Genomic DNA, 26,655 nt, shown 5'->3' on the forward strand with positions numbered 1-26,655 from the left:
TCCAATCGCCGCCCAGCTACTGCGCGTCTTGACGGGCACGTGCTCTGCCACCGCACCGTCAGTCGGGTCCCCGATGACCCCACCTTTTCTTTGATCCGGCACCATCGTGCCCCTCCGCCCGCACCCTTGAATGATTCGCGCATGTTTCCGCGCGCTGATCTTCAGCACACTCCCGTGCCTGTGGGCGGTCTCCGAACGCGTAAGGAACCCTGACGTATGTCGCCCGAAACGAACACCCAGACTCGCGCCGGCCTCTTCGCCGGTAAGGCCCGCACCGTGGCCGCCGTTGCTGCATTCTCCGGTTTGGCTCTCGCCACCACCGTCTCCGTGCAGGCAACCCAGAACGCTTCCGACGAGACCCCCGCAGCCGTCGTGGCCGAGGCTCCCGCCGCAGAGCAGACTGTAACCGCCGAGCCGGCCGCCAAGTCCGATTCCTCCAAGGCTGAGAAGGCCGAGAAGAAGGAAGAGAAGGCAGCCCCGAAGGCTGAGGCTCCCAAGGCTGAGGCAGCTCCCGCAGTGGTCGAGGCAGTGCCCGCTTCCCAGGTTGCTCCCGCCCCCGAGGCTCCCAAGGCCGAGGTTGCTCCGGCTGCTCAGGCTCCCGCGGCTGAAGCTGCTTCCATCAAGGTTGCTCCCGCTTCCAAGAACGTGACCCCGGTTGCTCCGGCCGCCCAGGCTCCCGCTGCTCAGGCACCGGCTGCCGAGGCTCCCGTTGCTCAGGGCCGCCACGCTGCTCCGGCAAACGCTGACACCCAGGCACGCGAAGCTGCTGCAGCTCAGGAAGCCGGCGTTGCCTACCAGGCTCCCGCCGCTCCGGTTGTGACCCCCGCGTCCAACAACAACGCTCCCGCTGCTCAGGCTCCCGCCGCTCCGGCTCCGGCCGCTGAGGCTTCCAAGCCTGCTGCTCCGGCCGCACCGGCCGCACCGGCTGAGAAGCCCGCCACCGTGGCTCCGCAGTCCTCGAACGCTTCCGCCAGCGGCAAGGGCCAGGCCATCCTGAGCGCTGCTGAGGGTCAGATCGGCGTCACCCAGGACTGCACCATGCTGGTGACCAACTCCCTCAAGGCTGTTGGCATCAACCACCACGGCTGGCCCGAGAGCTACAAGTCCCTGGGCACCCAGGTGTCTGCTTCCGAGGCCAAGGCCGGTGACATCGCCTACTACGCCAACGGTGGTTCCGGCTTCGCACACGTCGCCATCTACGCCGGTGACGGCCAGGCTATCCACGGTGGTTGGAACGGCAACCAGACCGTGAAGCAGAGCGTCAACGTGGGCTCCGGCCCCGAATTCATCCGCGTGGGCTGAGTCTAGACACTCACTTATCCGCGGTAGGCACCCGTCCTTGACGGTGCCACGCCTCGAGTCGGGACCGGTTGTGTACCCGGCCCCGATGAGAAAATAGCAAAACCACACGAACCCCGCCGACCACGGGGTTCGTGTGTTTTTGCGTTACACGCATGTTTTGTGGATCACCCCGTTCACGCGGCATTCAGAGGATCGATCTAAAATGAGGACCATGCCCACCGATTACTCACGCGCAGCGCGCACGCCCCTGGATCAGGAATTCACGTACCTCGCCATCGGTATGGTCGCCGGCGCGATCCCCGGCATCATTGTGGGATTCATCGTGGCGGCCTTCGTGGGCCACGCAGCCATGTGGTTGTCGGTGTTCGGTGGCGTGGGCATCGTGGTCGGCCTGGTCGTGGCCACGCTGCTTTATCGCCGACGCCGCTCCAAGACGTCCGCGACCGTGGCGTCAGATCCGGGCGATCGCCTCAAGCGCTGAAATCTCGACGCGCACGTTACTCCGCGCGCGTTCCTCCCATAATTCCGCCCCTCGGTCGGTGTGGAAGAGCGCGGGTTTGTCGAGCAATCGCGTCAAGATCTCGGCGCGGGCCGGTGCGAACTCCGAGTCCGGAACGTGGCGGTATTCGTCACGAACGTCTCGGGCGTACTCATCGTAAGTGGCCTGATCCGCTCCGAGGATCGACAGATCCGCATCCACGAGGGTTTGCGCTTCAACATCGTCCGGAGCGGGCCGGTGGTCCACGGTCACCAGAATCAAGTCGGCTACGCGTCGGCAGCGATCCCCGTCCCAACCGGCCATGCTCAATCGGTTTCTCGCGAGATCGGCCGATTGCTGTTCGTCCGTACCGGCCTGCCCCTGGTGAACGGCATCGTGGAACCACGCTGCGGCCATCAGCTCCGGGTGCTCGCGCGGTTCCGTGAGAATCTCGATGGACTCGAGCACACGCAGGAGATGACTGAGATCGTGATAGCTGCGATGCGGCTCGCTCCACCGTTCCACGAGTTCCTCACTGAGCCAGGGCATGCCCGGGAACAAGCTGTGCCAGCGCTGGTGCAGAGCCGATGCCAACCGTTTGGGGCGGCGTCGTGCGGGCACCCGCATACCGCTGGCCACGAGGATCTTGACCAGTTCTTTACCGTCCACGGGAATGGCCCCGGCACCCATGGCGTCAGCGTGGCGGTGGGCCGGGACGTCATAGTGGTCCAGATCGAAGGCGCGCGGTGAGATCCCCAGTGTTGCGGCAAACGCGTGAAGCTCCGCGACCGAGGTGTCCGAGACCAGGTGGGAGAAGACTGTTCCGTGCGCGGGCCACCGGGGAGGGTCGATAAACAAGGTCATGGTTCCATTGTGGGGGTTCCAACTCGCGGCGGACGTTCACGCGGCATAAACTATGTTCTCGTTGCCCTCGTAGCTCAGGGGATAGAGCACGGCTCTCCTAAAGCCGGTGTCGTTGGTTCGAATCCAATCGAGGGCACGAAAAAGTCCCACCGTTGCCGGTGGGACTTTTACATGTCAAGACTCAGTCGTGGGGTTTCTGGCCGGGGAGCTTGCCCTGCGCGAAGTCGTTGAGCTTGCGGCGCACCACCATGATGTTCACGATCAAGGCCACCACGATCACTGCGGCGAGCAAGGCCCAGCGTGCGAACACGAGGCCCGAGGCCGAGGAGACCAGAGCGGTGTCGTCGGGGGAGGCCACGGCGGCTTCGAGAGCCCGGTTGCCGAGTATGAAAACCAGGGCGTACGCGAGTGCCACCAACCAGAACAGCCACTTCACGGCCCGCTTGGCGGTGTTCAGGCCGAAGAACAAGAGCAATCCCAGCGCGAAGAGGAGGGGCGCGAACAGGCCGGTGGTCGCGTGGACCCCGGTGTAATCGCCCAGTCCGGTGTCGCCGAGGGCTTGCGAGAACTGCGCAATGTACGGCTGGTCGAAGCCGCCGAACTGGAGCTCCGGAACCCCCATGCCGCCCGCGGCTCGCTCACTGAAGCCCGGCAGAACGACGGCATGGTAGTACGCCCAGATCGCGAGGCCGATCACGAGTACCGCGCCCACCACGATCGACGCCGACGACGCCTTGGCCGGCTCGGCCTTGAGCGCACCGTTGGGCATCTCGTGAACGTGTTGTCCCCTGCGGGGCGCTGGGGCTGCCGTGGCACCCGCGCGTTTCGACGAGCCCGCCGACTTTCCGTACTTCTTGGCCTTCTGCGAATTGGTCATGCCCATGACAGCCATTATCCCCGGTTCCTGGGTCCACGGGCGTTGCCGAGAGTTCGCGGACAGGTGGGTCGCGTGGGAGTAGGCTTTGTGACTACGGGTACACATCGGAAAATCGCCGGTGACACTAGGTGCCCCGCGGGCACCGCGGAAGGATGGTGACGGTTGTGGAACTTTCCATCGGCCTGCCAGACGGGTTCCTCATGCGTGTGGATCAAGGGTCCGCGCTCACGCTCTACGAGACTGATCACAGCACCGTTCGGCGGCGAATAGATTGCTCGTGCCTGGACGGAGCCAAAATCGTGGACATCGTGTGGTCCCACAAGCTCTCGGCGGTCATCGTGGCGGTTCCCTCCAGGCATCAACTGTTCCGGTGGGATGCCTACACCGACACCCTCCAGGAATACGCCGGGACCGGTGAGAAGGGTCGTCGAGACGGCCGCATCGCGCAGGCCAAGTTCGCTTCCACGGTGTCCATCACAGAATCCGGGGACGGACGGCTGTGGTTCGTCGACAAGGATTCGTCCTCGTTGCGCTATATCGAGATCGACACGGACCGACCCGACGGCGGACCCCATGTGGTTACGGTGATCGGACGTCACGGGGCAGGGTACAAGGACGGCCCCGCGGATGAAGCCCAGCTCAACCATCCCGAAGATCTCCAAGTTCTCTACGACGGTTCGATCGTGGTGGCCGATACCGGTAATCACGCGATCCGTCATCTGGACGTCAATGAGATGGAAGTCTTCACCACGTATGGCGGGCCCGAACAGGATCCCAACGAGTTCGATGATGACGACTTCACGTTGGAGGCACCAATTCGCGTGACCGTGGCGGACTCGCAGCTGTGGGTCGACGACGCCAACGGTCGCCACATGCTCGAGCCCAAGTACGTGTGAGCGCAATCCTCGTGTAATTCTCCATGTAATGGGTGTCTGACGGCCTGGATACACTGGGCGGACCATGGATTACCTCGCAGACAACCCTTTGCTCTCGGCCGCTTCGGTGCGTTCGTCGTCCGCGCCCGCTACACCCGCGCACCAGGGTGCTTCCACCGGGCAACTGGTGGAGGGGCTCAACGAACCGCAACGCGCTGCCGTGGAGCACGCCGGATCGCCGCTGCTGATTGTGGCCGGTGCGGGTTCCGGTAAGACTCGGGTGCTCACGCATCGGATCGCCTATCTCTTGGCCTCGGGGCGAGCCAATCGCGGTGAGATCCTGGCCATCACGTTCACCAACAAGGCCGCGGCCGAAATGCGCGAACGCATCGAGGACCTGGTGGGGGACTCCGCTCGCTCCATGTGGATCTCCACGTTCCACTCCCTCTGCGTGCGGATTCTGCGCCGCGAGGCCAAGACCCTGGGCCTCACCTCCAATTTCTCGATCTACGACGCCGCCGATTCGCTACGTTTGATCACCCAGGTCGCCAAGCAGCACGAGCTGGATCCCAAGCGCTTTGCGCCCAAGGCCATTCAGCACAAGATCTCCGCACTCAAGAACGAGCTCGTGGATGACGAGACGTTCCTGTCCCGGGCCAACAGCACTGATCCGTTCGAGATGGCCGTGGCCGAGGTCTACCGGGGCTACATGCAGCGGCTGCGGGCGGCCAACGCCCTGGACTTCGACGATCTCATCGGGGAAACGGTGCATATGTTCCGGGCCTTCCCCCAGGTCCTTGACTACTACCGTCGCCGTTTCAAGCACATCCTGGTGGACGAGTACCAGGACACCAACCACGCGCAGTACGCCCTGGTGCGTGAACTGGTGGGCGGCACCTCGGAGAACTACCGTGACGAGACCGGTTTGCCGCCGGCCGAACTCACGGTCGTGGGTGACTCCGATCAGTCCATTTACGCGTTCCGCGGCGCAGACATCCGCAACATCACGGACTTTGAACGGGACTTCCCCTCGGCCCAGACCATCCTGCTCGAACAGAACTACCGTTCCACCCAGAACATCCTATCCGCGGCCAACTCCGTGATCTCGCAGAACTCGGGTCGCCGGGACAAGAAGCTTTGGACGGCCGAGGGCAGCGGCGCACCCATCATCGGTTACGCCGCGGAGAACGAGCACGAAGAAGCTCGTTTCATTTCCGAGGAGATCGATCGCCTCCAGGACGAAAATGGTGTGCGTCCCGGGGACGTGGCCGTCTTCTACCGCACCAACGCGCAGTCGCGCTCCCTCGAGGAGATCCTCATGCGCGTGGGACTGCCGTACAAGGTGGTCGGTGGCACACGCTTCTACGAGCGTAAGGAAATCAAGGACGTCATCTCCTATTTGCGCGCCATTGCGAACCCCGCAGACGACATCAATGTGCGGCGCGTGATCAACGAACCCAAGCGGGGCATCGGCGACCGGGCCCAAGGTGCTATTGCGGCACTTGCGGATCGGGAGAACATCAGCTTCAGTCAGGCCATGCACCGCTTGGACGAGGCGCCCGGGCTGGCCAAGCGATCCGCCAATGCAGTGGAGAAGTTCGTGCAACTCATGGACGACCTGGAGGAATTGTCGCGCACCTCATCCGTGACCACTGTGCTTGAGGCCGTCCTGGAGCAATCCGGGTACTTGGAGGCACTGCGCTCGTCCAACGATCCCCAAGATGAATCCCGCGTGGAAAACCTGGCCGAGCTCGTGGCCGTGGTCCGCGAATTCGAGAAGGACCACCCGGACGAGGGGTTGGGGGAGTTCCTCGAGCACGTGGCTCTCGTGGCGGACGCGGATCAGATCCCGCAGCAGCCCGAACCCGCGGACGGTTCGGTCAGCGCGCAGCAGATCGCCAAGGAGGTCGAGGAAGCCCGGTCACAGGGAGTCGTGACGCTGATGACCCTGCACACCGCCAAGGGGCTCGAGTTCCCGGTCGTGTTCCTCACCGGCATGGAGCACGGAATCTTCCCGCACCAACGCAGTTTCTTGGACCCCTCCAGCATGGAAGAGGAGCGCCGTTTGGCCTACGTGGGCATCACCCGCGCTCGGCAACGGCTATACTTCACGCGCGCGGAATCCCGCTCCATGTGGGGTCAATCGCAGTTCAATCCGCCCAGTCCGTTCCTGGAGGAAATTCCGGGCGACCTGTTGGACTGGAAACGCGAAGGGTCGGCCTCCTCGGGCCTGGGATGGGGTTCACCCATCCACGCGGGCGGGGACCGGCGGGGCGCCATGAGCGGATCCTCCTGGGCGGCCGGGGCCGGATCGGGAGCGTCCTTCAAGAGGCTCGGAGCGGCGTCGGCGGGGCGAGTGCAGCCGCGCAAAGAAATCCCGGCGCTGTCCGTGGGTGACGCCGTGGAGCACACGGCATTCGGCAGAGGCTCCGTGATCTCCCTCGAAGGATCCGGGGACAAAACCGTGGCCAAGGTGCGCTTCGGCGCGGAGGAGAAGCGACTCCTGCTGCGTTACGCCCCCATCAGCAAGGTGTCCTGAGCCCAGACCGACGCACCAGCGGACCACCTAGAGGAACAGGAACACCAACGCCGTGAATACCGCGGTGGTGCGTAACGACTCTCCCGTGAGTACATGGATGATTCCCAACAAGAGCGTGCTGACCAGGGTCGCTATTGCTACGGCACCTCCCGCAGCCAGGAACATGACCACTCCGAGTGACACTCCCACCACGACTCCGCCCCAGGGAATGAAGCCGGCGGCCGGAAACGAGAAGCGGAGGCGTAACGCGCGGTGGCTGTATGCCAGGAAGCTCGCGATCAGGCACGCCCGACCCACGTGATAGACCAGCCAAGCGACCATGGGCAACCATGCAACGGGTCCGTACATCTCGTAGAGCTCGAAATAGTTCCGGACCGGCGCCATGCTCCACGAGTCCGTGACGAACACGGGCAACACGATGGCCGCGAGAACGGCGGCGACAAAACACACGAAGGTCCTGGACCACGTCCGGTGACTCAGCGGAGTGCCGAACTCGGAGGGCATCGGGTCCACGCCACGGCGGCGGGACCAAGCGACCAACAGGCGCGCGAGTGCGAGCCAGGCCAGGCCCAATCCGACCCAGAAAAGAATTTGCAACGCCAACGGGTAATACGTGGGAATGTCACCGGTGACCGTGAGTACGGAACCGTCGACCACCAGTTCCAGGCCCAGTCCGATGAAGGACATGGTGGCCAGAGCAGTCATGAACCCCCGGTCGGCAGGGCGGGCATCCCAAACATCCGCAAGTTCCACGCTTCGCATGGGCACCAGTCAATCAGTCCTGGGCGAGGAAACGGCGAATTGCAGCGCACGGAGAGCTTTGCATCTACTGAAGTGTGACGCGAGTTATCTACTCAATGGACTAAAATCACCCTGAGGGCAGTATTGCCGTGCGCACGTGCGGCCTACCCCGATCTATCAGGTCGATCCGTTGAAGCACTGAGCTTGAGCGGACCGACACAACACCTCGACGCAAAGGACACTTATCCGTGGACCTGTTTGAGTACCAGGCACGCGACCTGTTCGAAAAGCACGGTGTTCCCGTGCTGGCCGGCATTGTCGCCACCACCCCCGAAGAAGCCAAGGCAGCAGCAGAGAAGATCGGCGGCGTGACCGTCGTCAAGGCACAGGTCAAGGTTGGCGGTCGCGGCAAGGCCGGCGGTGTGAAGGTCGCCAAGACTGCCGATGAGGCCTACCAGTACGCCAAGGACATCCTCGGCATGGACATCAAGGGCCACACCGTTCACCGCGTCATGATCGCTGAGGGTGCGGACATCGCCGAGGAGTACTACTTCTCGGTGCTGCTGGACCGCGCCAACCGCTCCTACCTCGCCATGTGCTCCGTTGAGGGCGGCATGGAGATCGAGCAGCTGGCCGTGGAACGTCCCGAGGCCCTGGCCCGTGTGGACGTGAACCCGGCGGAAGGCATCACCGAGGCCAAGGCCCGCGAGATCGTGGAGCAGGCCAAGTTCGACGCCGAGACCGCTGAGAAGATCGTGCCCGTTCTCGTGAAGCTGGGCGAGGTCTACACCAAGGAAGACGCCACCCTGGTGGAGGTCAACCCGCTGGTCAAGACCGGCAACGGCGACGTTCTGGCTCTCGACGGCAAGGTCTCCCTGGATGACAACGCTGAGTTCCGTCATGAGGACCACGCAGCCCTGGCTGACAAGTCCTCCGCCGATCCCCTCGAGGAGAAGGCCAAGGAGAACGACCTCAACTACGTCAAGCTCGACGGCGAAGTGGGCATCATCGGCAACGGTGCCGGTCTCGTGATGTCCACCCTGGACGTCGTTGCCTACGCCGGCGAGAAGCACGGCAACGTGAAGCCCGCCAATTTCTTGGACATCGGCGGTGGCGCTTCCGCAGAGGTCATGGCCGCCGGCCTGGACGTCATCCTCAACGACCCCCAGGTCAAGTCCGTGTTCGTGAACGTGTTCGGCGGCATCACCGCGTGTGACGCGGTCGCCAACGGCATCGTGAAGGCCCTGGAAATCCTGGGCGACTCCGCCACCAAGCCCATCGTGGTTCGTCTGGACGGTAACAATGTCGAAGAGGGTCGCCAGATCCTCGCCGACGCCAACCACCCGTTGGTCACCTCCGCGGAAACCATGGACTCCGGCGCCGACAAGGCCGCCGAGCTGGCCCACTCCGCCAAGTAATCGCCCACGCGTAGATCTATCAGGAAGAAGACATGTCGATCTTTTTGAACAAAGACTCCAAGGTCATCGTTCAGGGCATCACCGGCGGCGAAGGCACCAAGCACACCGCCCGTATGCTCGCAGCCGGCACCCAGGTGCTCGGCGGTGTCAACGCCCGTAAGGCCGGCACCACGGTGAACCACAAGGACAAGGACGGCCAGGACGTAGAGCTGCCCGTTTTCGGTTCCGTCACCGAAGCAGTGTCCGAGACCGGTGCGAACGCGTCCATCGTGTTCGTGCCGCCGGCCTTCTGCAAGGACGCCGTGATTGAGGCCATTGATGCCGAGGTCCCGCTCATCGTGGTGATCACCGAGGGCATCCCGGTTCAGGACTCTGCTGAGTTCTGGGCCCACGCCAAGGCGAACACCGGCGCGGACGGCAAGCCCAAGTCCCGCATCATCGGCCCCAACTGCCCCGGCATCATCTCCCCCGAGGAGTCCCTGCTGGGCATCACCCCGGCCAATATCACCGGTAAGGGCAAGCTGGGCCTGGTCTCCAAGTCCGGCACCCTGACCTACCAGATGATGTACGAGCTGCGTGACCTGGGCTTCACCACCGCCATCGGTATCGGCGGTGACCCGGTCATCGGTACCACGCACATCGACGCTCTGGAAGCCTTCGAGGCGGATCCGGAAACCGAGGCCATCGTGATGATCGGTGAGATCGGTGGCGACGCAGAGGAGCGCGCCGCTGACTTCATCAAGGCCAACGTGACCAAGCCGGTCGTCGGCTACGTTGCTGGCTTCACGGCTCCCGAGGGCAAGACCATGGGCCACGCGGGCGCCATCGTCTCCGGCTCCTCCGGAACCGCTCAGGCCAAGAAGGAAGCACTCGAGGCTGCCGGCGTGAAGGTGGGCAAGACTCCCTCTGAGACCGCCCAGCTCATGCGCGAGATCTTCGAAGGCAAGTAAGCGGCGCGCGGCCGGTTGACCCGGCCCGCACACAACGACGCCGCTCGCCCACCTTGGTGGGGGAGCGGCGTCGGCGTTTATGCGGAGACTTTGGGGGCCTGGGTCAGGCGAGCACGATGGTGCGGTTGCCGGAGATCACCACGCGGCCCTCCGCATGCCATTTGACGGCTCGCGACAGTGCCTGGGTCTCGGCGTCGGAGCCAACGGCCACCAGGTCACTGGGGGTGTGCGCGTGGTCCACGGGGATGACCCGCTGGGCAATGATGGGACCCTCGTCCAAATCAGAGGTGACGTAGTGCGCGGTGGCGCCCACCATTTTCACGCCGCGGTCGTAGGCCTGGTGGTACGGCTTGGCACCCTTGAACGAGGGCAGGAACGAGTGGTGGATGTTGATGCACTTGCCGGACAGGGCGCGCGTGAGATCGTCCGAGAGGATCTGCATGTAGCGGGCAAGCACGACCAGCTCGGTGTCGTAGTGATCCACGAGCTCCAACAGCTCGGCCTCCGCCTGGGGCTTGGTGTCCTTGGTGACCGGGACATGGTGGAACGGAATGCCGTAGAAGTCCACGAGCGGCTGGAGATCGGTGTGGTTGGACACCACGGCCACGATCTCGATGGGCAGCGAGTTGACCCGCTGCCGGTGCAGCAGGTCCGCGAGGCAATGCGAAACCTTGGAGACCATGATCAGTACGCGGGTCTTCTTCCGTGCATTGACCAGACGGAATCGCATGCGGTGTCGATCGGCGACGGGTTGGAACCCCTCGATGAGAGATTCCGTGGTGACCGTTCCCGGGTCACTCATGGTGTGGCACCGGATGAAGAACTCACTGTTGTGACGGTCGGAGAAATGCTTGACGTCGAAGATGTCGCAGCCCTGATTCGTGAGGTTCGACGCCACAGCGCTGACCAATCCGTAAGCCTCGGGGCAGTGGACGGTCAAGATGTGTTCATCGGGTGTGGACAGCGGGGCGAACATCAGTGGGATCTCCTAGGACAACAGTGACAACGGCACGTGAGAGGGCCGTAGACGATCCTATCGGTGAGTCCGGTCCCCAAGCCATGCGGACGATGTCCGTGAGAGCGATATCTCGCGATTGATGCGCGGCGAGCGTGTGCCGCACGGGGGGTGCTTCTATGGTTTTCGTCAAGCGGCTAGGGCCACGGTCGGTGGGGTGGGTTCTTGGTAGAAAGATCCGTCGCGCAACATGGCGTAGAGCACATCGGTTCGTCGTCTGGCCAGTGCGATCACAGCTTGGTTGTGGCGTTTACCCTCGGCCCGTTTTCGATCGTAATAGGCCCGTGAAGCGGGGCTAGCACTCAGCGAGGCGAAGGCGGAGAGGAACAAAGCCCGTTTGAGGACCTTGTTGCCCCGCCGGGAGGGTGATTCCCCGCGGATCGAGGTCCCGGACCTGCGTGTCACGGGTGCGATCCCGGCGTAGGAAGCCAGGTGTCCGGCGTCTTTGAAGTCCTTGCCCACGACTTCGGTGAGCAGCCGTGCTGCTGTCCTGACCCCTACCCCGGGCATTGAGGTCAGGACCTGGGTGAGAGGGTGCGCATCGACCACCGTGAGGATCTCGGTCTCGATCTCCACCCGCTGGGCGCCCAGTTGCGCGAGCTGGTCGGCCAGGCGCCCGATGATCTTCTCCGCCGCCGAGGTGCCCGTGACTATCACGGTTTGTTCGGCCAGGGCGGTGAAGATCTCCTCGGTGAGTTTCTCCGCCAACCGGGGCGCGTGCTTCTTCAGTAGAGCTCGTACATGGCCGCGGCCAGCGGTCTTCAATCGGGCCGGGGAAGAGTGCCGGGCCAAAAGGGCGATCACCCCTGGGTGGGCCAGTCGCGGGCCCAGCACGCGTTCCAGGGCGGGGTGGATCTGAGTGAGGAACCCGCGCAGCCGGTTGCGGACTTGGGTGATCTGGGAGGCGAGGTCATCATCGAACCCACACAACATCGACAGTTCGGCGATGTCTTCCTCGGTCAGGGTAATCCCACGCAGGGTGTGGGCCATGGTGCGGGCGGTGTTGGCGATGATGAACGCATCCCGGGCATCGGTTTTCGCTTGCCCCGGGTGCAGGTCCGCGACCCGGCGCATGGTCAGCCCGGGCAGGTAAGCCACCTCGATGCCCAGATCCTGGGCCACCGCGATCACCAGGGCACCGATGGTCTTGGGTTGATCCACAACCACCAGCACAGGCCCGTGAGTAGCGGCTAGGTCCTGGAGGAGCTCACGGATCTTGGGTTCGGATTGCGGGAGGGATTTATCGTGCACGACAGTGCCCTCAGCGCTCAAACCGGTGGCATGGTGGGCGGTCTTGCCGACGTCGATCCCGAGGTAGAGCTGATGTTCCATGGTGGTCACCTTCTTCATCACGCAGGGGTGGAGGTGAGGTGACCAGGTGGTTCACTCGCCCGCATCCACGTTACAAAGTCCCGCCTGACGGGTCGTGCTTCTATTAGCGGTCCGTGTGAACCAGTACCGACCCCGGTGACTACACCCCCCGGATCATAAGCGACTGGGGGCGGACATCATGCCGGGGCCGGCTGGTTACCTACGCCTTCATCCTCCCGGACACCGGCGTCATGAAAAAGGTAACGGGGGGCGGTTACAACCGGTGGCCACCAGAGCGGACGGTAGGAGCCCGTCCGGCGCGGGGAGAGGTGCGCCTCTGTTAGAGAACCAGCAGCCACCGGCAGGCGTAAACGCCTCAACGGGATGAAGCCGTGGGCTGAGCGGCTATCAACGCAGGGCATCAGCCACAAAGCACCCCCCAGTGCAAGTGTGGTGATTTATCCCGTGCGAAGTCTCCCGTTGTGGTGGTTTCGAGAACCACAGGTCAAAGAATATCGGAAATATGCGGTCACCAGTAACCTGCCGATCGATCTGTGCAGCGAACGCGTACGTTCTACCCCACCGGTGAATTGTTTGGAATGGACTTGTTACCAAGTCGTAACCATTCGCGGGCTAGGGCCAATGTCAGTCCTCGCCCGATGATAGGAGAGTTACTGCAGACCAGAGCATGAATATGCATATTACATCCGCGCAATTTGTGGGCCAAAGTGGGGACAAGTCATGTTGGGTCGTTTAATACAACGCGCGAGTTCGGAAGCTTGCGTTTCGTAAACCACCGGCCCAGACCCCTGCCAACCAAACCTCGTTATGCAACGGTGGTATTAAAAGCCATCCCCAGGAGGTACGTCGCGATGGCTGCGCCGTAGCCGATGGCCAGCTGTCGCAGTCCTCGCTTGAGCGGAGATGCGCCGGAGAGCAGACCCACGCAGCCACCGGTGAACAGCAGCGCAAGGCCCACGAGGAACATGCCCACGAGCAACGCCATGCCTCCGCCCAGTCCGAAGAAATACGGGAGGATGGGAATGATCGCGCCGGATGCGAAAAAACAGAAACTCGAAGCGGCCGCTCCCAGGTCCGTGCCGAGAGCTTGGTTGTCGTCCGATCCCCTCGGGTCGTCGTATTCGACATTCTGGTCACGGCTGAGCGCGGCGCGCGCCTTGGCGTCCTGGAAGGACAAGGACGGGTCACAGTCGCACTCGAAGTGGCCGAGCCGCTCGGCAGCGCGGTGTTCCGCGGCTTCCTCGGTCATGCCCCTGGCCCGATAGATCAGGGTCAACTCGTTGGCGTCGAGATCGAGTTCCGGGGCGACCTCGAGGGTCACCTGCGTGGGGCGCGAGGCATCCAGGAGTTCGCGTTGTGAGCGGACGGAGACGAACTCTCCCGCACCCATGGACAGCGCACCGGCCAGCAGGCCCGCAATGCCCGAGACCATGACGATCGAACTGGACACACCCGTGGCACCAATGCCCATGATGAGGGCCAAGTTGGAGACCAACCCGTCGTTCGCGCCGAAGACCGCTGCGCGGAAGTTGCCGGACAACCTGGTGCGGCCGTCGGTGGCCAGGGCCCGAATGATCTCCTCGTGGACGGCCTCGTCCGCGGCCATCGCCTCCGAGGCGTCCGGGTCCTCACGGTACGGGGACCGGGATTCTGCCCGCTGCAACAGCGCGAGAACGAAGACCGTGCCAAAGTGCTTGGCGAGGAACATGAGCGCACTGGCGCGCAGTGACGGTCGCCCGGGTTTGTCAGCGTACGGACCCAGGAGCCTCCGCCAGTGCTCCGCGTGACGGCCCTCGGCCACGGCGACCTGGTGCAGAATCTCACCTTGCTGGCCGGATGCCCGATCCGCAAGGTGCTGGTAGATCGCCGCCTCCGCCAATTCGTCGGCCAGATAATGGCGCCAACGGCGGATTTGTGCGGATGTGGGTTCGGTGGACGGCGTGTGGTCGGAATGGGGTGATTCTGAAAATCCCATGGGGCAAGATCTTACGCCGCTGCCTCGATTCCGGGTTTCGGGAATCCGAAAACAAGCCAACCGCGACCGAAACCTGGGTCGCGGTTCGCACGTGGGCCTCATTCGGGCCACGTAGGCTGCGTGGTCAGCGCGGACGACGCCGCAGGATCGCGAAGGCGGCCACGCCCACCAGAATGCCCCAGAAGGCGGACACGATGCCGAACGGCTGGATGCCGGACACCGTGACGACCAGAGTGATCAGGGCGGCCTCGATCACCGCGGGTTGGTGATCACCCTGGTGCATGGAGTCGAACATGGAGCCCTGAAGCGCCCCGAGCAGTGCGACGCCCGCCAGTGCGGAAATGAGTCCGGGCGGGATCGCGGAGAACAGAGTGACGATCGTTGAGGCGAAGGCGCCGAACAGGATGTAGAAGGCACCGCACGCAATGCCGGCGACGTAGCGGCGTCGATGTTTCGGGGTGGGCCTCGGGGCTCGTGGCAATACCCGCGGTGACCGCGGCGAGGTTCAGCGCGTGCGATCCGAACGGCGCGAACAGGATGGAGGCGATCCCACTCGCGCCCAGGAGCGCACGGTCGTTGGGCGGGAAATCCGCGGTCTTCATCATGGCCAGGCCCGGAGCGTTCTGGCCGGCCGCGGTCACGATGAGCAGAGGGATGGAAATTCCGGCGATCGCGGCCCACGAGAACGTGGGCATGGTGAACTCCGGCACCGTCAATCCGAAGTCGGGGGAGACGGCGTTGATGGCTCCGGTCAGCCAGGCCACCAGGACACCCAACCCCATCGCGACGAACACGGCGTAGCGGGGAATGAAGCGCTTGCCCAGCAGGTAGCCGATGACCAGTGCGCCTGCGGGGGCGGGGTTCTCGACGACGGACGGTGCCACCTGAATGGAGAAAGGCAGAAGCACGCCGGCGAGCACGGCGGCCGTGATGGGCTTGGGAATCGCGTCCAGAATCTTGCCGAACCACCCGGTGACGCCCAGAATCAGGCCCAACACGGCGGTGACGATGTAGGCGCCGATGGCGTCCGAGAACGAGAAGTTGCCCAGCGATGTGATCAGTAGAGCGGCACCCGGGATCGACCATGCGACCATGACCGGTTGTCTGAACCACCAGCTGCACAGCACGCAGGTAATTCCCGACACCACGGAAATCGCCCACACCCACGAGGCAGTTTGTTCGGAGTTCAGTCCCGCCGCTCGAGCGGCCTCCAGCACCACGAGGAGCGGACCCGCGTAGGAGACGACCACACCCACGAACCCAGCGAGGGTCGCTGACAGGGACCAGTCCTTCCCGAGCGAATACTTCGGGGCGTTCTGCGACGGCCGGGTTGAGGTGCTCACGGTTCTCCCGCTGGTGAGGTGGTGTGCTGGGCTCAGCTCACCATATGGGGAAAATCACAGTGAGGGAAATATGAATGCTGCGTGACTTAATCTGAATTACATATCAGTGTCGGTGGGGCACTGCTCAGGATCGATCACGGTCAACGTGCCGGTGCGCCCCTCGGGGACGGGGAAGCTGCCCGTACCCCAGTGGAAGGCGTACGGATCGTCGCACGAGCGACCGTCGCGCAGCGCGGTCAATACGCGGTGGGCGGCCTCTTCGGGTTCGTGCGGTCCAGAAGTCCACGGCTGATCCGGGGCCAACGGAAGGTTCCAGCCGGCGTTCTCGAAGTATTCGGTGCGGTGGGGCCACTCCTCCGGCGGTAGCTGGTGCGCCGAACTGACGGCGCACTCGGCGCCGCCTGGGCCGGTGCGGACCCAGGCGGCCGGCGTGTCAGAACCAGCGGGGGCGCCGTCGTATTCGAGGACGAGGAAATCGTTCCACAGGAGGTCGACAATGGCTCCGGCGAACAGCGCCTGGAGTTTCTCCCACTCGGCGGCCGAATGGCATGGTTCCGTGATGTCAACCACACCGATGCCGGCCCGCTCGAGTCTGTGACGGCCCCCGGGGACTGGCGTCTCCGGGTTGACGGTGGGGCACATGAATTTCACTCCGAACGCAAGAAAACGGCGGCCGATCAGGGAGAACAATCCTTAAGGATCATTCGCAGCAAGGTGTGCCGCTGATGCTTACGGTAACTATCCACGTGTGCCCGGTCGATACCCCGCGCGATTATGACTCCACTGCCCGCGCACGAATCAGGGTGACAGGAGAGAACGAATGTCGTTGGCGGTGATGGCGGAGGAGAACGCGCGGTCGTCGTCGAGCACCGCGGCGAACAGATCGGCCTTGCGCTGCTTGAGTTCCATGACCTTTTCCTCAATGGTGTTCTCAGCCACCATCCGGTACACCATGACCTTCTTGGACTGTCCGATGCGGTGCGTTCGGTCCACGGCCTGGTTCTCCGTGGCGGGGTTCCACCACGGATCCAACAGGTAGCAATAGTCGGCCTCGGTTAGGTTGATACCGAAGCCACCGGCCTTCAGGCTCACCAGGAACACGGGCGCTCGGCCACTGCGGAACTTGTCGAGTGCTCCCGCGCGATCCCGCGTGGAACCGTCCAGGTAGCTGTACGGGATCTTGGCCTCGTCCAATCGCGCGGCAACCAGTTTCAGGAAGCTCGTGAACTGGCTGAACACCAGCGGGCGGTGGCCCTCGGCCACGATCTGGGGTAGCTGTTCGAACAGTGCGTCGAGTTTGGATGAGGACGCCGTGGACTCCGGATCCACGAGGGCGGGGTCCAGCGCGAGCATGCGCAGCGTGGTCAGCGACTGGAAGATCGTGAACCGGTTCCGGTCGAAGTTCTGCAGCAGACCCAGAATCTTGGCCCGCTCCCGCTGCAGGCGCCGGTCGTAGGCGGTGCGGTGAGCTTGATTCAGACCCACGTGCTGGGTGTGCTCGAGCTTGGGGGGAAGCTGCAGGTCGACGTCGTCCTTGGTGCGGCGGAGCATGAACGGTCGAATTCTCGAGCGCAGCCGTGACAGAACATCGGGGTCCTGTGCGCGTTCAATGGGCGTCTGATAGTGCTCCGTGAACTTCTTCTTGGACGGGAACAGGCCCGGAGCCGTCAGGGAGAACAGGGACCACAACTCGGAGAGGTTGTTCTCCATGGGGGTGCCGGTGATGGCCAGTTTGAACCGGGCGGAGAGATCTTTGACCGCCCGGTAGGCCTTGGTGCGCGGATTCTTGACGAACTGGGCCTCATCCATGATCACGCCGGCCCAGGGGAGGGACTGGTAGAGATCGGCCTCCAGCCGGAGCAGAGTGTAGGAGGTAAGCACAACGTGAGCGCCGCTGGCCGTCTCGGGCAAGTGCTGGCGCGTGGAGTTCATGGTCTCGATGGTCAAAGACGGCGCGAATCGCTTCAGCTCGGACGTCCAGTTGGCCACCACGGACGTGGGCGCCACCACGAGGAAAGGTGGTAGCTCGGGGTCCAGCTCGCGAGCTCGGAGGATCGCGGCAATCGTCTGGACGGTCTTACCCAGGCCCATGTCGTCCGCCAGGATGCCGCCCAGGGAGTGATCCCACAGGAAACTCAGCCAGCGGTAACCCTCGTACTGGTACGGGCGGAGGTTGGCCTGCAGCGACTCGGGCTTCGCGGGCGCGGGGATCTCCTGCAGGTTCGCCAGTGCTCGCACGCCGGTGCGCCACTGTTCGGCCTGCTGGGTGTCGGTGGCGATGTCCTCGAACTGTTCCCACAACCCGGCCTGGTACCGGTTCAGCGACAGCGGCGCGTTCTTGTCCTCCTGGAGCGAGCGGGCCTCGGCGATGAGCTGTTTGAGTCGCAAGAATTCGGGGCGGTCCAACGGGAAGTAGGAACCGTCAGGCATGAGCATGACGTCTTGGCCCACCTCCAGGGCCTGGAAGATGTCCGAAAACGGTACGTAGTGTTCGCCCACCTTGATGGTGACGCCCAGTCCGAACCAGTCACGGTGTTCCGTGGGTGCGGTGGACACGGTGATTTCCGGCGCGCGGGTCACTTCCTGGTACGCGGGGAGCCCGCCACTCTCCTCGATGCGCAGGTCCGGGACCTTACGCAGCAGGGGGAGCCACACCCGGATGAAGCGCAGTGCATCCGCAGCGGCATAGGAGCTGCGCTTGAAGTCCAGGTCCGGGATCCTCCTGTGCACGGCTTGCACCACCGAGGACTCCCAGCGGGACTCGCGGTTCACGGGTTCGTCAGCGAGCGGATTCAGCGGTCGGAACGGCAACCGGATCCGTTCGCGCCCCTTCTGATACTCCCACTCCCACTCCACACGCTCGGTGAGGTCGTCGTGGTGGACGGTCAACACCATTTCCGGGTCGGCCACCTGGGGTAATTCGAGGGAACCGTCCTTGGCGGTGACGTCCATGCTCTGGTGCAATCGCGGGAAGTACCGTTCGAAGAACTCGTCCACCCCGTCCCGTGGAATAGTCAGTTCTTCCGCGCGGTCCAGGAACGATCGTTGCTGTTGATTCAAGCGCGTGGCCAGCGGGACCATGTGCAACGGGAACTGGTTGAGGTCGTCCGCCAGCTCGAGTTCGGGGGGCTGGGCCTCGGGGAAGAACAAACCGTGCCCCGGTTGTCCGATGATCCGGGTCCAGTGCAACGGGACCTCGCTATCGCCCATGACCAGGTGCGGATACAGCTTGAGGGCGCCGTTCTCGTCCGAGCTGACGCTGACCTCGAACCGCCCGGCGGGGCCAACCTGGACCGGTTGGCCGGTGCCCTGGGACACGAGAGGAATGCCGAGTGACTCGGCCCGATTCAGAATGGGCCACAGCAGGGGAGAGGTGTAGCGCTCCATGTGCAACTGATGGCGGTCCACGGCATAGGAACCCCGGTGGGATTCGGAGAGCGCTCGCAGTTCCTCGAACCAGTCGAGCTGGTCCTCGCTGAGCCGCCCCGACCTGGCGTGGTTGGCCAGATTCCCCCAGTCGATGCCGGTGTGGATCCATCCGGAGCGTTGGCCGCGCAGCACCGGCCGGGCGGTCAGGGTGACCGGCACGGCGTTCTGGTCCTGCTGCCAGGCCCGAGGGCCGCGGTGTTGGACACGGGACAGGTTCAGTTCCAGCGCGACCGAGGGGCCGTTCTCCGGGTCCGTCACCACGCGATCGTGGTCGGAGCCGGGGACAATGCGGGACAGTTCGCTACGCCAGTCGGTTGTGAGCCCAGTGGGCCGAGCGCTCGCGAAATGTACGTCACCATCCATGCCAATTACCGTACCGCCCTCGGGCGACACGCAAAGTCCACGTGTGGTGAGGGCGACTGTCACACGGGCGTCCCGCAGCGGCGTCGGAAACCTATAATCAAGACGAACCTGATTTATTTTCACGGCGCCGTAGGGCGCAGACGGAGGATTTGTGGCAGACGCCGCCGGGCTCCACACGGGAGACCACGCCATTGCATCGGGACCCCAAGAAGTTGAGTATCTACGCTGGAACGACGCTGTGGCCAGGGCTTTCTTTGGCACACAGGCATCCGGTGAACTGGTCCACTTGGACCTGGACGACAAAACCCTCGAGAAGATCGGCGCGGAATTCGGCTTGGACGGGCCCTCCGCATTGCGGGCGATGGCCGATTCCGTCACACCATTGCTGGTGGCCGACGGATCTCGCCGTTCCATGTTCGACGCGTTCAACAAGCTAACGGAAGCCTGGTACCGCGCATCGCGGCGTCAGCTCAACGATCTCAACAGGATCGGCCCGCCGCCCGTGGTGGCCCTGCTGGCCCTGTTCTCGCTGGCCGGACGACACATGTCCGCGCTGGCCGCGCGCACGGGAAACAAGTCGGTGTCGGCGTTCTACCTACCGTTGGCCGTGCTTTTGCAGGCCGGTCAGGACAACGCGAAGGCACTCGAAACGGCCGTCCGCAAGGATTCCGAGATGTACTGGGACGCCCTGCGTTACTGGCTGGAACTGTTCGACGGTCAGGTCGGTCTGCCCTCCGCGTACGCCGTGAACCACCGCCCGGTGGGTCTCGCACTGTCGCAGACGATGTTCGGCGAGGCCGAGCTGCGTCAGCTGCACCGCATGTTCGAGGACCTCGAACTGACCACGGCGCAGGGAATGAGCGCGCAGGAGCTGGGCATCTACGTAGACTTTTGGCTCGACATCGCGGACACGGACGTGTCCAAGGGGATGCGCCGGATCTGGTCCAACCCGCTCACCCGCGACGCAGGCCTGCAGGTCGCGCTCGCCCAGTTGGGTGCGTGGGAATCTTCCCGCGACGACGACGCCACCATCGCGGTTGCCACCGAACGGCGAGCGTCTCGTCACCTGGGCCCACGTAGCGTCAGCCTGTCGATGACGGACGGCACGGACTACGTTGGCAACCCGATCTTCGAACTCGGATTCGTGGTGCCCAAGCGTCTGATCTCCGGGCGTGAGGTCGAGCTGGCCACCGAGGCCGGACCCCGCACCATGTTCCTGTCCTACATCGGGGACGCCTACCTGGGGATTTCCGCGTACAACTCGCGGATGTCCAGCGAAACACTGCTCTCCGGTGAGCTTGAGCTCAGCAACGGGGATACCGCCATCACCCGTAACCCGCGGCCGGTCGTGGTGTTCGCCAAGGACGCTTATTCGGACACGTTCATCTCGGTGGACCACATTCCCGCGGCGTGGCCCAGCCGCATCATGGTGCAGAACAAGCCCGAGTGGGTTGAGCAGATCACGGCGATCCTGGACGACTCGGCGTCCCCGGATTACCGCATCGTCGGTCCCGGCGAGAACGGTCTGCCGGAGGACTGGGTCCTGTTCGACGACGTTCAGGTGCTGCGCGCCGGTGATCCCATGCTCACGGTCAACGACAACTTCTCGGGGCTCGTCCCCCGACTGGTGCCGGCCGTAACACTGTCCGGTGGCCTGCGAATCCCGGGTGACGTGGACCGGTTCTCGGCGCTGCGCCCGCCGCAGATCACGGTGACCTCAGATTCGGACGACCCGTTGTCGTTGGAATGCGAATGGCGCAACCCCCACTCGTTCAAGCTGATGTCCACCAAGCTCTCCGCGCCCAGGGTGCCACCGTTCCAGGTGAGCCTGGAGGGCTCGGACCTGATGCGGGACAACAAGACGCTTAAGCCCAACGATTACACGCTGGTTCTCAAGGCCGGTCGCACGGTGAAACAGCGACTGGAATTCCGGGTCCGTGACAGCTCCTTCTACATCACCCAGCGCTCACTGGGTTACGAGGGCGAAATGGTGCACGTGGCGCAGGAGCCCTTGTGGCCCGTCACGTCCACCACGTTGGACGAACTGCCGGACGAGTACGTGCAGGGTTCTTTCGACAACATGGACTCCGTTGAACTGGATCCCGAGTCGCTGAACGTCGAGGTCCCGGAGGTTGCGGGTTGGCATTCTGCCGAGGGACTCATGTTCCCCGAGCGCAGTAACGAGCTGCCCGCCCCGGAGGGCGCGTCCTGTCTGATCACCGGCAAGCACAAGGTGATTCTGCCGCCCATGGACCCCAAGGCAAAGGCACCGTGGATTTTCGGCCGCTGCCGCCACTGCGGGTTGACCAAGCGCTATCCCGGTCGACTCACCAAGCTCTCCGCCGTGGGTCAGACCGGTTCGGTGGAATCGCTGCAGTTCATCGGCCCCGATTACAGCGACTATCCCGAGTCGTGGGCGCCTCTCAAGGACGCACTGACGTTCTTGGGTGGTGGCAAGCGGGGCAGTCTGTCGATCATCGCCCGTCAGTCCGAGGATTCCGAGCGGTTCGAGGAATGGTTCGTGGGCCACCTGCAGGCCCTGGGATTCCTGGAGGTCATCCGCGACGGCAACTGGACGGTGCGCCGTTGGCAGGTGTGTTCGCCCGCGCTGACCCAGTTGGTGGACGGCTCCGTTCTGCTCACCGGCGGGTGGCGCGCAGAGCAGGAAGAAACCGTTACTGTGGCGGCTGAGGCCCTCGGTGCCGAGGTCGTGGTGCTCTCGCCGGAGGACCACGCGACCACGCTGCTGCAGGACGTGGACCTGGATGCCCTGCGGGACAACCTCCCCGAGGGTATGTGCGACGTGGTCTACGAGGCCGGACCCATCATGCTCGACACCCTGCCCCCGCTGTCCTCGGTGGTGGATTCCCTGCCGCTGATCGAGATGCAGTACAACGGCGTGGCAGAGCACTTCGTGCCCGAGGATGCCACGTGGCAGGCCACGGAGGACCGCAACCAGGCGGGATTGTTCCGCATCAATCACCACCACCGCACCCGCTACGCCTACCGCACCGAGGCCGACGTCGCTTCGGGCCACGCGCGTCCGGTCTCGTCGGCTCTGGGTAAGCACCTGGCCGCGCGTGATTGCGGGACACCTTTGGTCAGCCACGACTCCGAGCTGCAGTTGCTGTCGGTGCCGATTGGCGCCGAACTGCCCGGACTCTACGCCCGCGCTGCGGTGCTGTGCTCGGGTTTGCTGCCGACCAAGGTGGACGAGGACTTCTCCCTGAACTACGGGGACATCTCCGACGAATTCGCGAGCGCCCTGGTGGCCAAGCTGCTGGCCTAGCCCAAACCACGGAGGATGATTGCGCCGCTCGGCCGGGTAGAAATGCCCGTCCGGGCGGCGCTTTCCGTTTCGAATTCGCTTAGAGTAGTGGCAGCTGTCACCTGATACTGAGTAGTAACAAGACGCCTCGATCCGGGTCGTTCCACGTCCGGCCCACACTTGCGAACATAACTATGAGTGATTCCTCGACCATGCCCTCAGCAAATTCCGGCTCCTCCGCGACCGAGCTCACCGATACTCCACCTGGTGCCCCTCCTCACCACCGAGACAAGATTCCCGTCAACTGGCGCGTCCTGATCGCCTCTGGCGTGCTGATCATTGCGCTGTCCGCGTGGGCCATGCTGGCCCCCGAGCAGGCCGACACCGTGATCGGTGGTGTCGTGGCGTGGGTGGCCAAATACCTCGGCTGGTTCTACATCCTCACCGCAACCCTGGTCATCGTGTTCGTGGTGATCGTGGCCGTGAGCAAACAGGGCAACATCAAGATGGGCCCTGACCACGCGAAACCGCAGTTCAACATGTTCACGTGGACGGCCATGCTGTTCGCGGCGGGTATCGGCGTGGACCTCATGTTCTTCTCCGTGTCCGAACCGGTCAGCCAGTACTACGCCCCACCTGTGGGCGACGGGCAGAACCTGGAGGCCGCACGGCAGGCCGTGGTGTGGACCCTGTTCCACTACGGCATCACCGGTTGGGCCATGTACGCGCTGATGGGCATGGCTTTCGGCTACTTCGCCTACCGGTTCGGTATGCCGCTGAGCATCCGCTCGGCTCTATACCCGCTGATCGGCAAACGCATTCACGGTCTCGCCGGCGACGCCGTGGACACCGCCGCGCTGCTGGGCACCATTTTCGGCGTGGCCACCTCCCTGGGTATCGGTGTGGTGCAGCTGAACTTCGGCCTGCAGTATCTGTTCGGGGTCCCCGAGAACCTCGCGGTGCAAGCAGCCCTGATCGCCTTGGGCGTGCTCATGGCGGTGGCCTCGTGCGTGTCCGGCGTGGACAAGGGCATTCGCCGGTTGTCCGAGCTGAACATCATCCTGGCCATCGGGCTCATGCTGTACGTGTTGATCGCGGGCCGTACGGCGTTCCTGCTGGACGCCATTGTCATGAACATCGGCGACTTCTTGGCGCGCTTCCCGGACATGACACTGAACACCTTCGCGTTCGAGGCGCCCCAGGAATGGCTGAGCGGTTGGACCCTGTTCTTCTGGGCCTGGTGGATCGCGTGGGCGCCGTTCGTCGGTTTGTTCCTGGCGCGCATCTCCCGCGGCCGTACCCTGCGCCAGTTCGTGGTCGGCACCATGACGGTCCCGTTCGCGTTCATCCTGCTGTGGATCTCGATCTTCGGTAACTCCGCGCTGGACCTGGTGGTCGGGGGCGACGCCGTATTCGGTGAGGTGGCCATGAGCACCCCCGAGCGAGCCTTCTATTCGCTGCTTGCCGAGTACCCCGGCGCAACGATCGCGGCCTCCATCGCGACGTTCACCGGTCTGTTGTTCTACGTGACCTCCGCCGACTCCGGCGCGCTGGTCATGAGTAATTTCACCTCCAAGATCGACGACCCGAACCAGGACGGCCCCAAGTGGCTGCGCGTGTTCTGGGCGGTCGGCACCGGCGTGCTCACCCTGGCCATGCTGTTGGTGGGTGGCGTCACCACGTTGCAGAACGCAACCCTGATCATGGGGCTGCCGTTCTCCGTGGTGATGTATTTGATCATGATCGGACTGTGGCGGGCCTTGCGCGTGGAAGCCAGCCGATCGGCGTCGTCCGCGGCGGCCAGTCGATCCGCCGTGGCTGGCCGCACCGGCCGCGAGACGCACTGGCGCTCGCGACTCACCAGGCTGGGCAACTATCCGGGCGGTCGCACCGCGCAACGCTACATCCACGACGTCGCGGCGCCCGCCTTGAAGACCTTGGCCGCCGAAATCCGGGAGACCGGCGCGGAGGTCACGGTCGAATGCACGCAGATCCCGGACAATCCCTCGGTCGACCAAGTCTGCATGCACGTGAATCTGGAACCCGAGCGTGATTTCACGTACCAGGTGTATCCCGTGGCGTTCCCCACGCCCGGCTTCGGCGGCTTCCGAACCAACCCCGATTCGGACCTGTACTACCGACTGGAAGTGTTCACCGCGACCGGTTCACTGGGCTACGACGTGCTGGGATACACCCCGGAGCAGCTCATCAACGACGCCCTGGACGGTTACGAACGCCACCTCGAATTCATCCGGCTCAACCATGAACACCCCGGAAGCACCCAGATTGGTCTCACCACTAGTGAGACCATTACCTGGAGCGAAGACTTCTCTGAACCCAAGGAGGAAACACGATGAGCAACACCCTGTACATCGACGGACAGTGGGTCCCCGCGATCGACGGTGGCACTCGCACCATCACCTGCCCCGCTGACGGCACCGAGGTGGCCGTGGTCGCCGAGGCCACGAGTGAGGACACCGAGCGCGCGATTGCCGCGGCCCGGGCCGCCGCGGACGACGAGCGCTGGGCGAGCGTGCCGGCTCCGGAACGCGGAAGCTTCCTGTTGCGGGTGGCGGCCACCCTGCGCGATCGTTCCGAAGAGTTCTCCCTGGCGGAGTCCAAGGACACGGGCAAGCGAATCGACGAGTCCCGCCAGGACATGTCCGACATCGCGAACTGCTTCGAGTACTTCGGCAAGATTGCAGCGGCGGATGCCGGCCGCATCGTCGATGCCGGTGATCCCGACGTGGTCAGCCGAATCGTTCACGAACCCGTGGGTGTGTGCGGCATGATCACCCCGTGGAACTACCCGCTGCTGCAGGCCGCGTGGAAGATCGCACCGGCGCTGGCCGCCGGCAACACCTTTGTGCTCAAGCCCGCCGAACTGACTCCGCACACCGCGATCCTCATGATGCAGGTGCTCGAGGACCTCGGGCTGCCCGCCGGCGTGGGCAACCTGGTGTTGGGCGCGGGCGCGCAGGCGGGTGCTCCGCTCTCCAGCGATCCTCGCGTGGATCTGGTGTCCTTCACCGGCGGCCTGGTGACCGGTCGCGTGATCGCGGCCGAAGCGGCGTCGACGGTCAAGAAGGTGGCTCTGGAGCTGGGCGGCAAGAACCCCAACGTGATCTTCGCGGACGCCGAGTACGACGCCGCGCTGGACAACGCGCTCAACGGCGCGTTCATCCACTCCGGCCAGGTGTGCTCCGCCGGGGCGCGACTGGTGATTGAGGAATCTATCGCGGAGAAGTTCGTGACCGATCTGGTGCGCCGAGCCGAACAGATTCAGCTGGGCGGGCCGTTCGACGAGAAGGCCGAGACCGGCGCGCTGATCTCCGAGGCCCACCGTGACAAGGTGCACGCCTACGTGGAGCGGGCCCGCGAGCAGGGCGCTCGGGTGCGCTGCGGTGGCCAGTTCGCGGAAGGACCTTCGGCGGACGGATCGCTAGACCTCGGCAAGGGCGTGTTCTACCTGCCCACCGTGATCGACCAGTGCACGAGCGAGATGGACTGCGTGTACGACGAGGCCTTCGGCCCCACCGTGACGGTGGAAACCTTCCGTACCGAGGAAGAAGCCATCGAGATCGCCAACGACACCAACTACGGCCTGGCCGGAGCCGTGTGGACCCAGGATGCGGGCCGCGCTCAGCGCGTGGCCGGCAAACTGCGCCACGGAACCGTGTGGATCAACGACTTCGGTCCGTACCTGCCCCAGGCGGAGTGGGGCGGCATGAAGCAGTCCGGTGTGGGCCGCGAACTGGGCTTCCACGGACTGGCCGAGTACCAGGAGACCAAACACATCTACCAGAACACCCGCCCCGCGGTGACCGGCTGGTTCGCCGAGCACTGAGCGGCCCGACTGGACCTCACCGAGCACCGAAGAACGACC

At 64.1% G+C, this 26,655-nt stretch carries 18 protein-coding genes, 1 tRNA gene and 1 pseudogene; 10 read left to right on the forward strand and 10 right to left on the reverse strand.

Annotated features, from left to right (window positions below; translation table 11 throughout):
- The first annotated feature begins 216 nt into the window (after positions 1–216).
- Positions 217–1,302 carry an NlpC/P60 family protein gene (locus EWV37_RS05690; protein ID WP_129700375.1) on the forward strand — a complete coding sequence of 362 codons (1,086 nt, stop codon included), beginning with the start codon at positions 217–219 and terminating at the stop codon, positions 1,300–1,302.
- 211 nt (positions 1,303–1,513) lie between these two features.
- A complete protein-coding gene (locus tag EWV37_RS05695; RefSeq protein WP_165189289.1) occupies positions 1,514–1,783 on the forward strand; it encodes a hypothetical protein in 270 nt (89 codons plus the stop codon).
- Here the strand turns inward: EWV37_RS05695 and EWV37_RS05700 are convergent.
- The gene (locus tag EWV37_RS05700; RefSeq protein WP_095796913.1) at positions 1,754–2,644 is read right to left on the reverse strand and encodes a DUF4031 domain-containing protein; all 891 of its coding nucleotides are present in this window, start codon (positions 2,642–2,644) and stop codon (positions 1,754–1,756) included. The two genes, EWV37_RS05695 and EWV37_RS05700, sit on opposite strands and share 30 nt — an antisense overlap.
- A gap of 63 nt (positions 2,645–2,707) precedes the next feature.
- Here EWV37_RS05700 and EWV37_RS05705 point away from each other — a divergent pair.
- Positions 2,708–2,780, forward strand: a tRNA-Arg gene (locus EWV37_RS05705).
- A 45-nt stretch (positions 2,781–2,825) separates the two neighbouring features.
- On the opposite strand, the gene EWV37_RS05710 is transcribed toward EWV37_RS05705, so the two are convergent.
- Entirely contained in the window at positions 2,826–3,527 is a 702-nt protein-coding gene (locus tag EWV37_RS05710) for a hypothetical protein (protein WP_238663086.1), read from the reverse strand.
- Positions 3,528–3,685: 158 nt separating this feature from the next.
- Between EWV37_RS05710 and EWV37_RS05715 the strand changes: the two genes are divergently transcribed.
- Both EWV37_RS05715 and pcrA read left to right on the forward strand, forming a co-directional pair.
- A complete protein-coding gene (locus EWV37_RS05715) occupies positions 3,686–4,417 on the forward strand; it encodes an NHL repeat-containing protein (protein WP_238663087.1) in 732 nt (243 codons plus the stop codon).
- A gap of 64 nt (positions 4,418–4,481) precedes the next feature.
- Positions 4,482–6,935, forward strand: a complete 2,454-nt coding sequence (gene pcrA, locus EWV37_RS05720; protein WP_095796911.1) for a DNA helicase PcrA — start codon at positions 4,482–4,484, stop codon at positions 6,933–6,935.
- A 27-nt stretch (positions 6,936–6,962) separates the two neighbouring features.
- On the opposite strand, the gene EWV37_RS05725 is transcribed toward pcrA, so the two are convergent.
- On the reverse strand, positions 6,963–7,697 hold the full coding sequence (locus EWV37_RS05725; protein ID WP_095796910.1) for a hypothetical protein: 735 nt from the start codon (positions 7,695–7,697) through the stop codon (positions 6,963–6,965).
- A gap of 227 nt (positions 7,698–7,924) precedes the next feature.
- Between EWV37_RS05725 and sucC the strand changes: the two genes are divergently transcribed.
- Entirely contained in the window at positions 7,925–9,094 is a 1,170-nt protein-coding gene (gene sucC / locus EWV37_RS05730; protein WP_095796909.1) for an ADP-forming succinate--CoA ligase subunit beta, read from the forward strand.
- Positions 9,095–9,126: 32 nt separating this feature from the next.
- Complete coding sequence (sucD, locus tag EWV37_RS05735; protein ID WP_095796908.1) at positions 9,127–10,044, forward strand: succinate--CoA ligase subunit alpha; 918 nt, start codon at positions 9,127–9,129, stop codon at positions 10,042–10,044.
- Between the two features lie 103 nt (positions 10,045–10,147).
- Here sucD and purU read toward each other — a convergent pair whose 3' ends face one another.
- The 7 genes and pseudogenes from purU to EWV37_RS05765 all read right to left on the reverse strand — a co-directional run bounded on the left by purU (position 10,148) and on the right by EWV37_RS05765 (position 19,501).
- Positions 10,148–11,020, reverse strand: coding sequence for a formyltetrahydrofolate deformylase (purU, locus tag EWV37_RS05740; protein WP_095796907.1), 873 nt, complete (start codon positions 11,018–11,020; stop codon positions 10,148–10,150).
- Positions 11,021–11,188: 168 nt separating this feature from the next.
- The gene (locus tag EWV37_RS05745) at positions 11,189–12,409 is read right to left on the reverse strand and encodes an IS110 family RNA-guided transposase (protein WP_129700376.1); all 1,221 of its coding nucleotides are present in this window, start codon (positions 12,407–12,409) and stop codon (positions 11,189–11,191) included.
- A 787-nt stretch (positions 12,410–13,196) separates the two neighbouring features.
- Entirely contained in the window at positions 13,197–14,366 is a 1,170-nt protein-coding gene (locus EWV37_RS05750; RefSeq protein ID WP_095796906.1) for a VIT1/CCC1 transporter family protein, read from the reverse strand.
- A 124-nt stretch (positions 14,367–14,490) separates the two neighbouring features.
- Entirely contained in the window at positions 14,491–14,847 is a 357-nt protein-coding gene (locus EWV37_RS15660; protein ID WP_238663088.1) for a benzoate/H(+) symporter BenE family transporter, read from the reverse strand.
- A 28-nt stretch (positions 14,848–14,875) separates the two neighbouring features.
- Positions 14,876–15,709 (reverse strand): annotated as a pseudogene (locus EWV37_RS15665) (benzoate/H(+) symporter BenE family transporter); the annotation flags it as partial.
- A 96-nt stretch (positions 15,710–15,805) separates the two neighbouring features.
- Entirely contained in the window at positions 15,806–16,351 is a 546-nt protein-coding gene (locus EWV37_RS05760) for a TY-Chap domain-containing protein (RefSeq protein ID WP_129700378.1), read from the reverse strand.
- A 156-nt stretch (positions 16,352–16,507) separates the two neighbouring features.
- Positions 16,508–19,501: a DEAD/DEAH box helicase gene (locus EWV37_RS05765; protein ID WP_129700380.1), complete on the reverse strand. Its 2,994-nt coding sequence runs from the start codon at positions 19,499–19,501 to the stop codon at positions 16,508–16,510.
- A 151-nt stretch (positions 19,502–19,652) separates the two neighbouring features.
- Here EWV37_RS05765 and EWV37_RS05770 point away from each other — a divergent pair, with 151 nt between their 5' ends.
- The 3 genes from EWV37_RS05770 (at position 19,653) to EWV37_RS05780 (ending at position 26,616) form a co-directional block, all read left to right on the forward strand.
- The gene (locus EWV37_RS05770; RefSeq protein ID WP_129700382.1) at positions 19,653–22,790 is read left to right on the forward strand and encodes a hypothetical protein; all 3,138 of its coding nucleotides are present in this window, start codon (positions 19,653–19,655) and stop codon (positions 22,788–22,790) included.
- Positions 22,791–22,963: 173 nt separating this feature from the next.
- A complete protein-coding gene (gene betT, locus EWV37_RS05775; RefSeq protein ID WP_095796902.1) occupies positions 22,964–25,126 on the forward strand; it encodes a choline BCCT transporter BetT in 2,163 nt (720 codons plus the stop codon).
- Complete coding sequence (locus EWV37_RS05780) at positions 25,123–26,616, forward strand: aldehyde dehydrogenase family protein (protein WP_095796901.1); 1,494 nt, start codon at positions 25,123–25,125, stop codon at positions 26,614–26,616. Before betT ends, EWV37_RS05780 begins: the two co-directional genes overlap by 4 nt.
- The last annotated feature ends 39 nt before the right edge of the window (positions 26,617–26,655 follow it).

Origin of the sequence: Kocuria carniphila, assembly GCF_004136555.1 — a bacterium.
GTDB lineage: Bacteria > Actinomycetota > Actinomycetes > Actinomycetales > Micrococcaceae > Kocuria > Kocuria carniphila.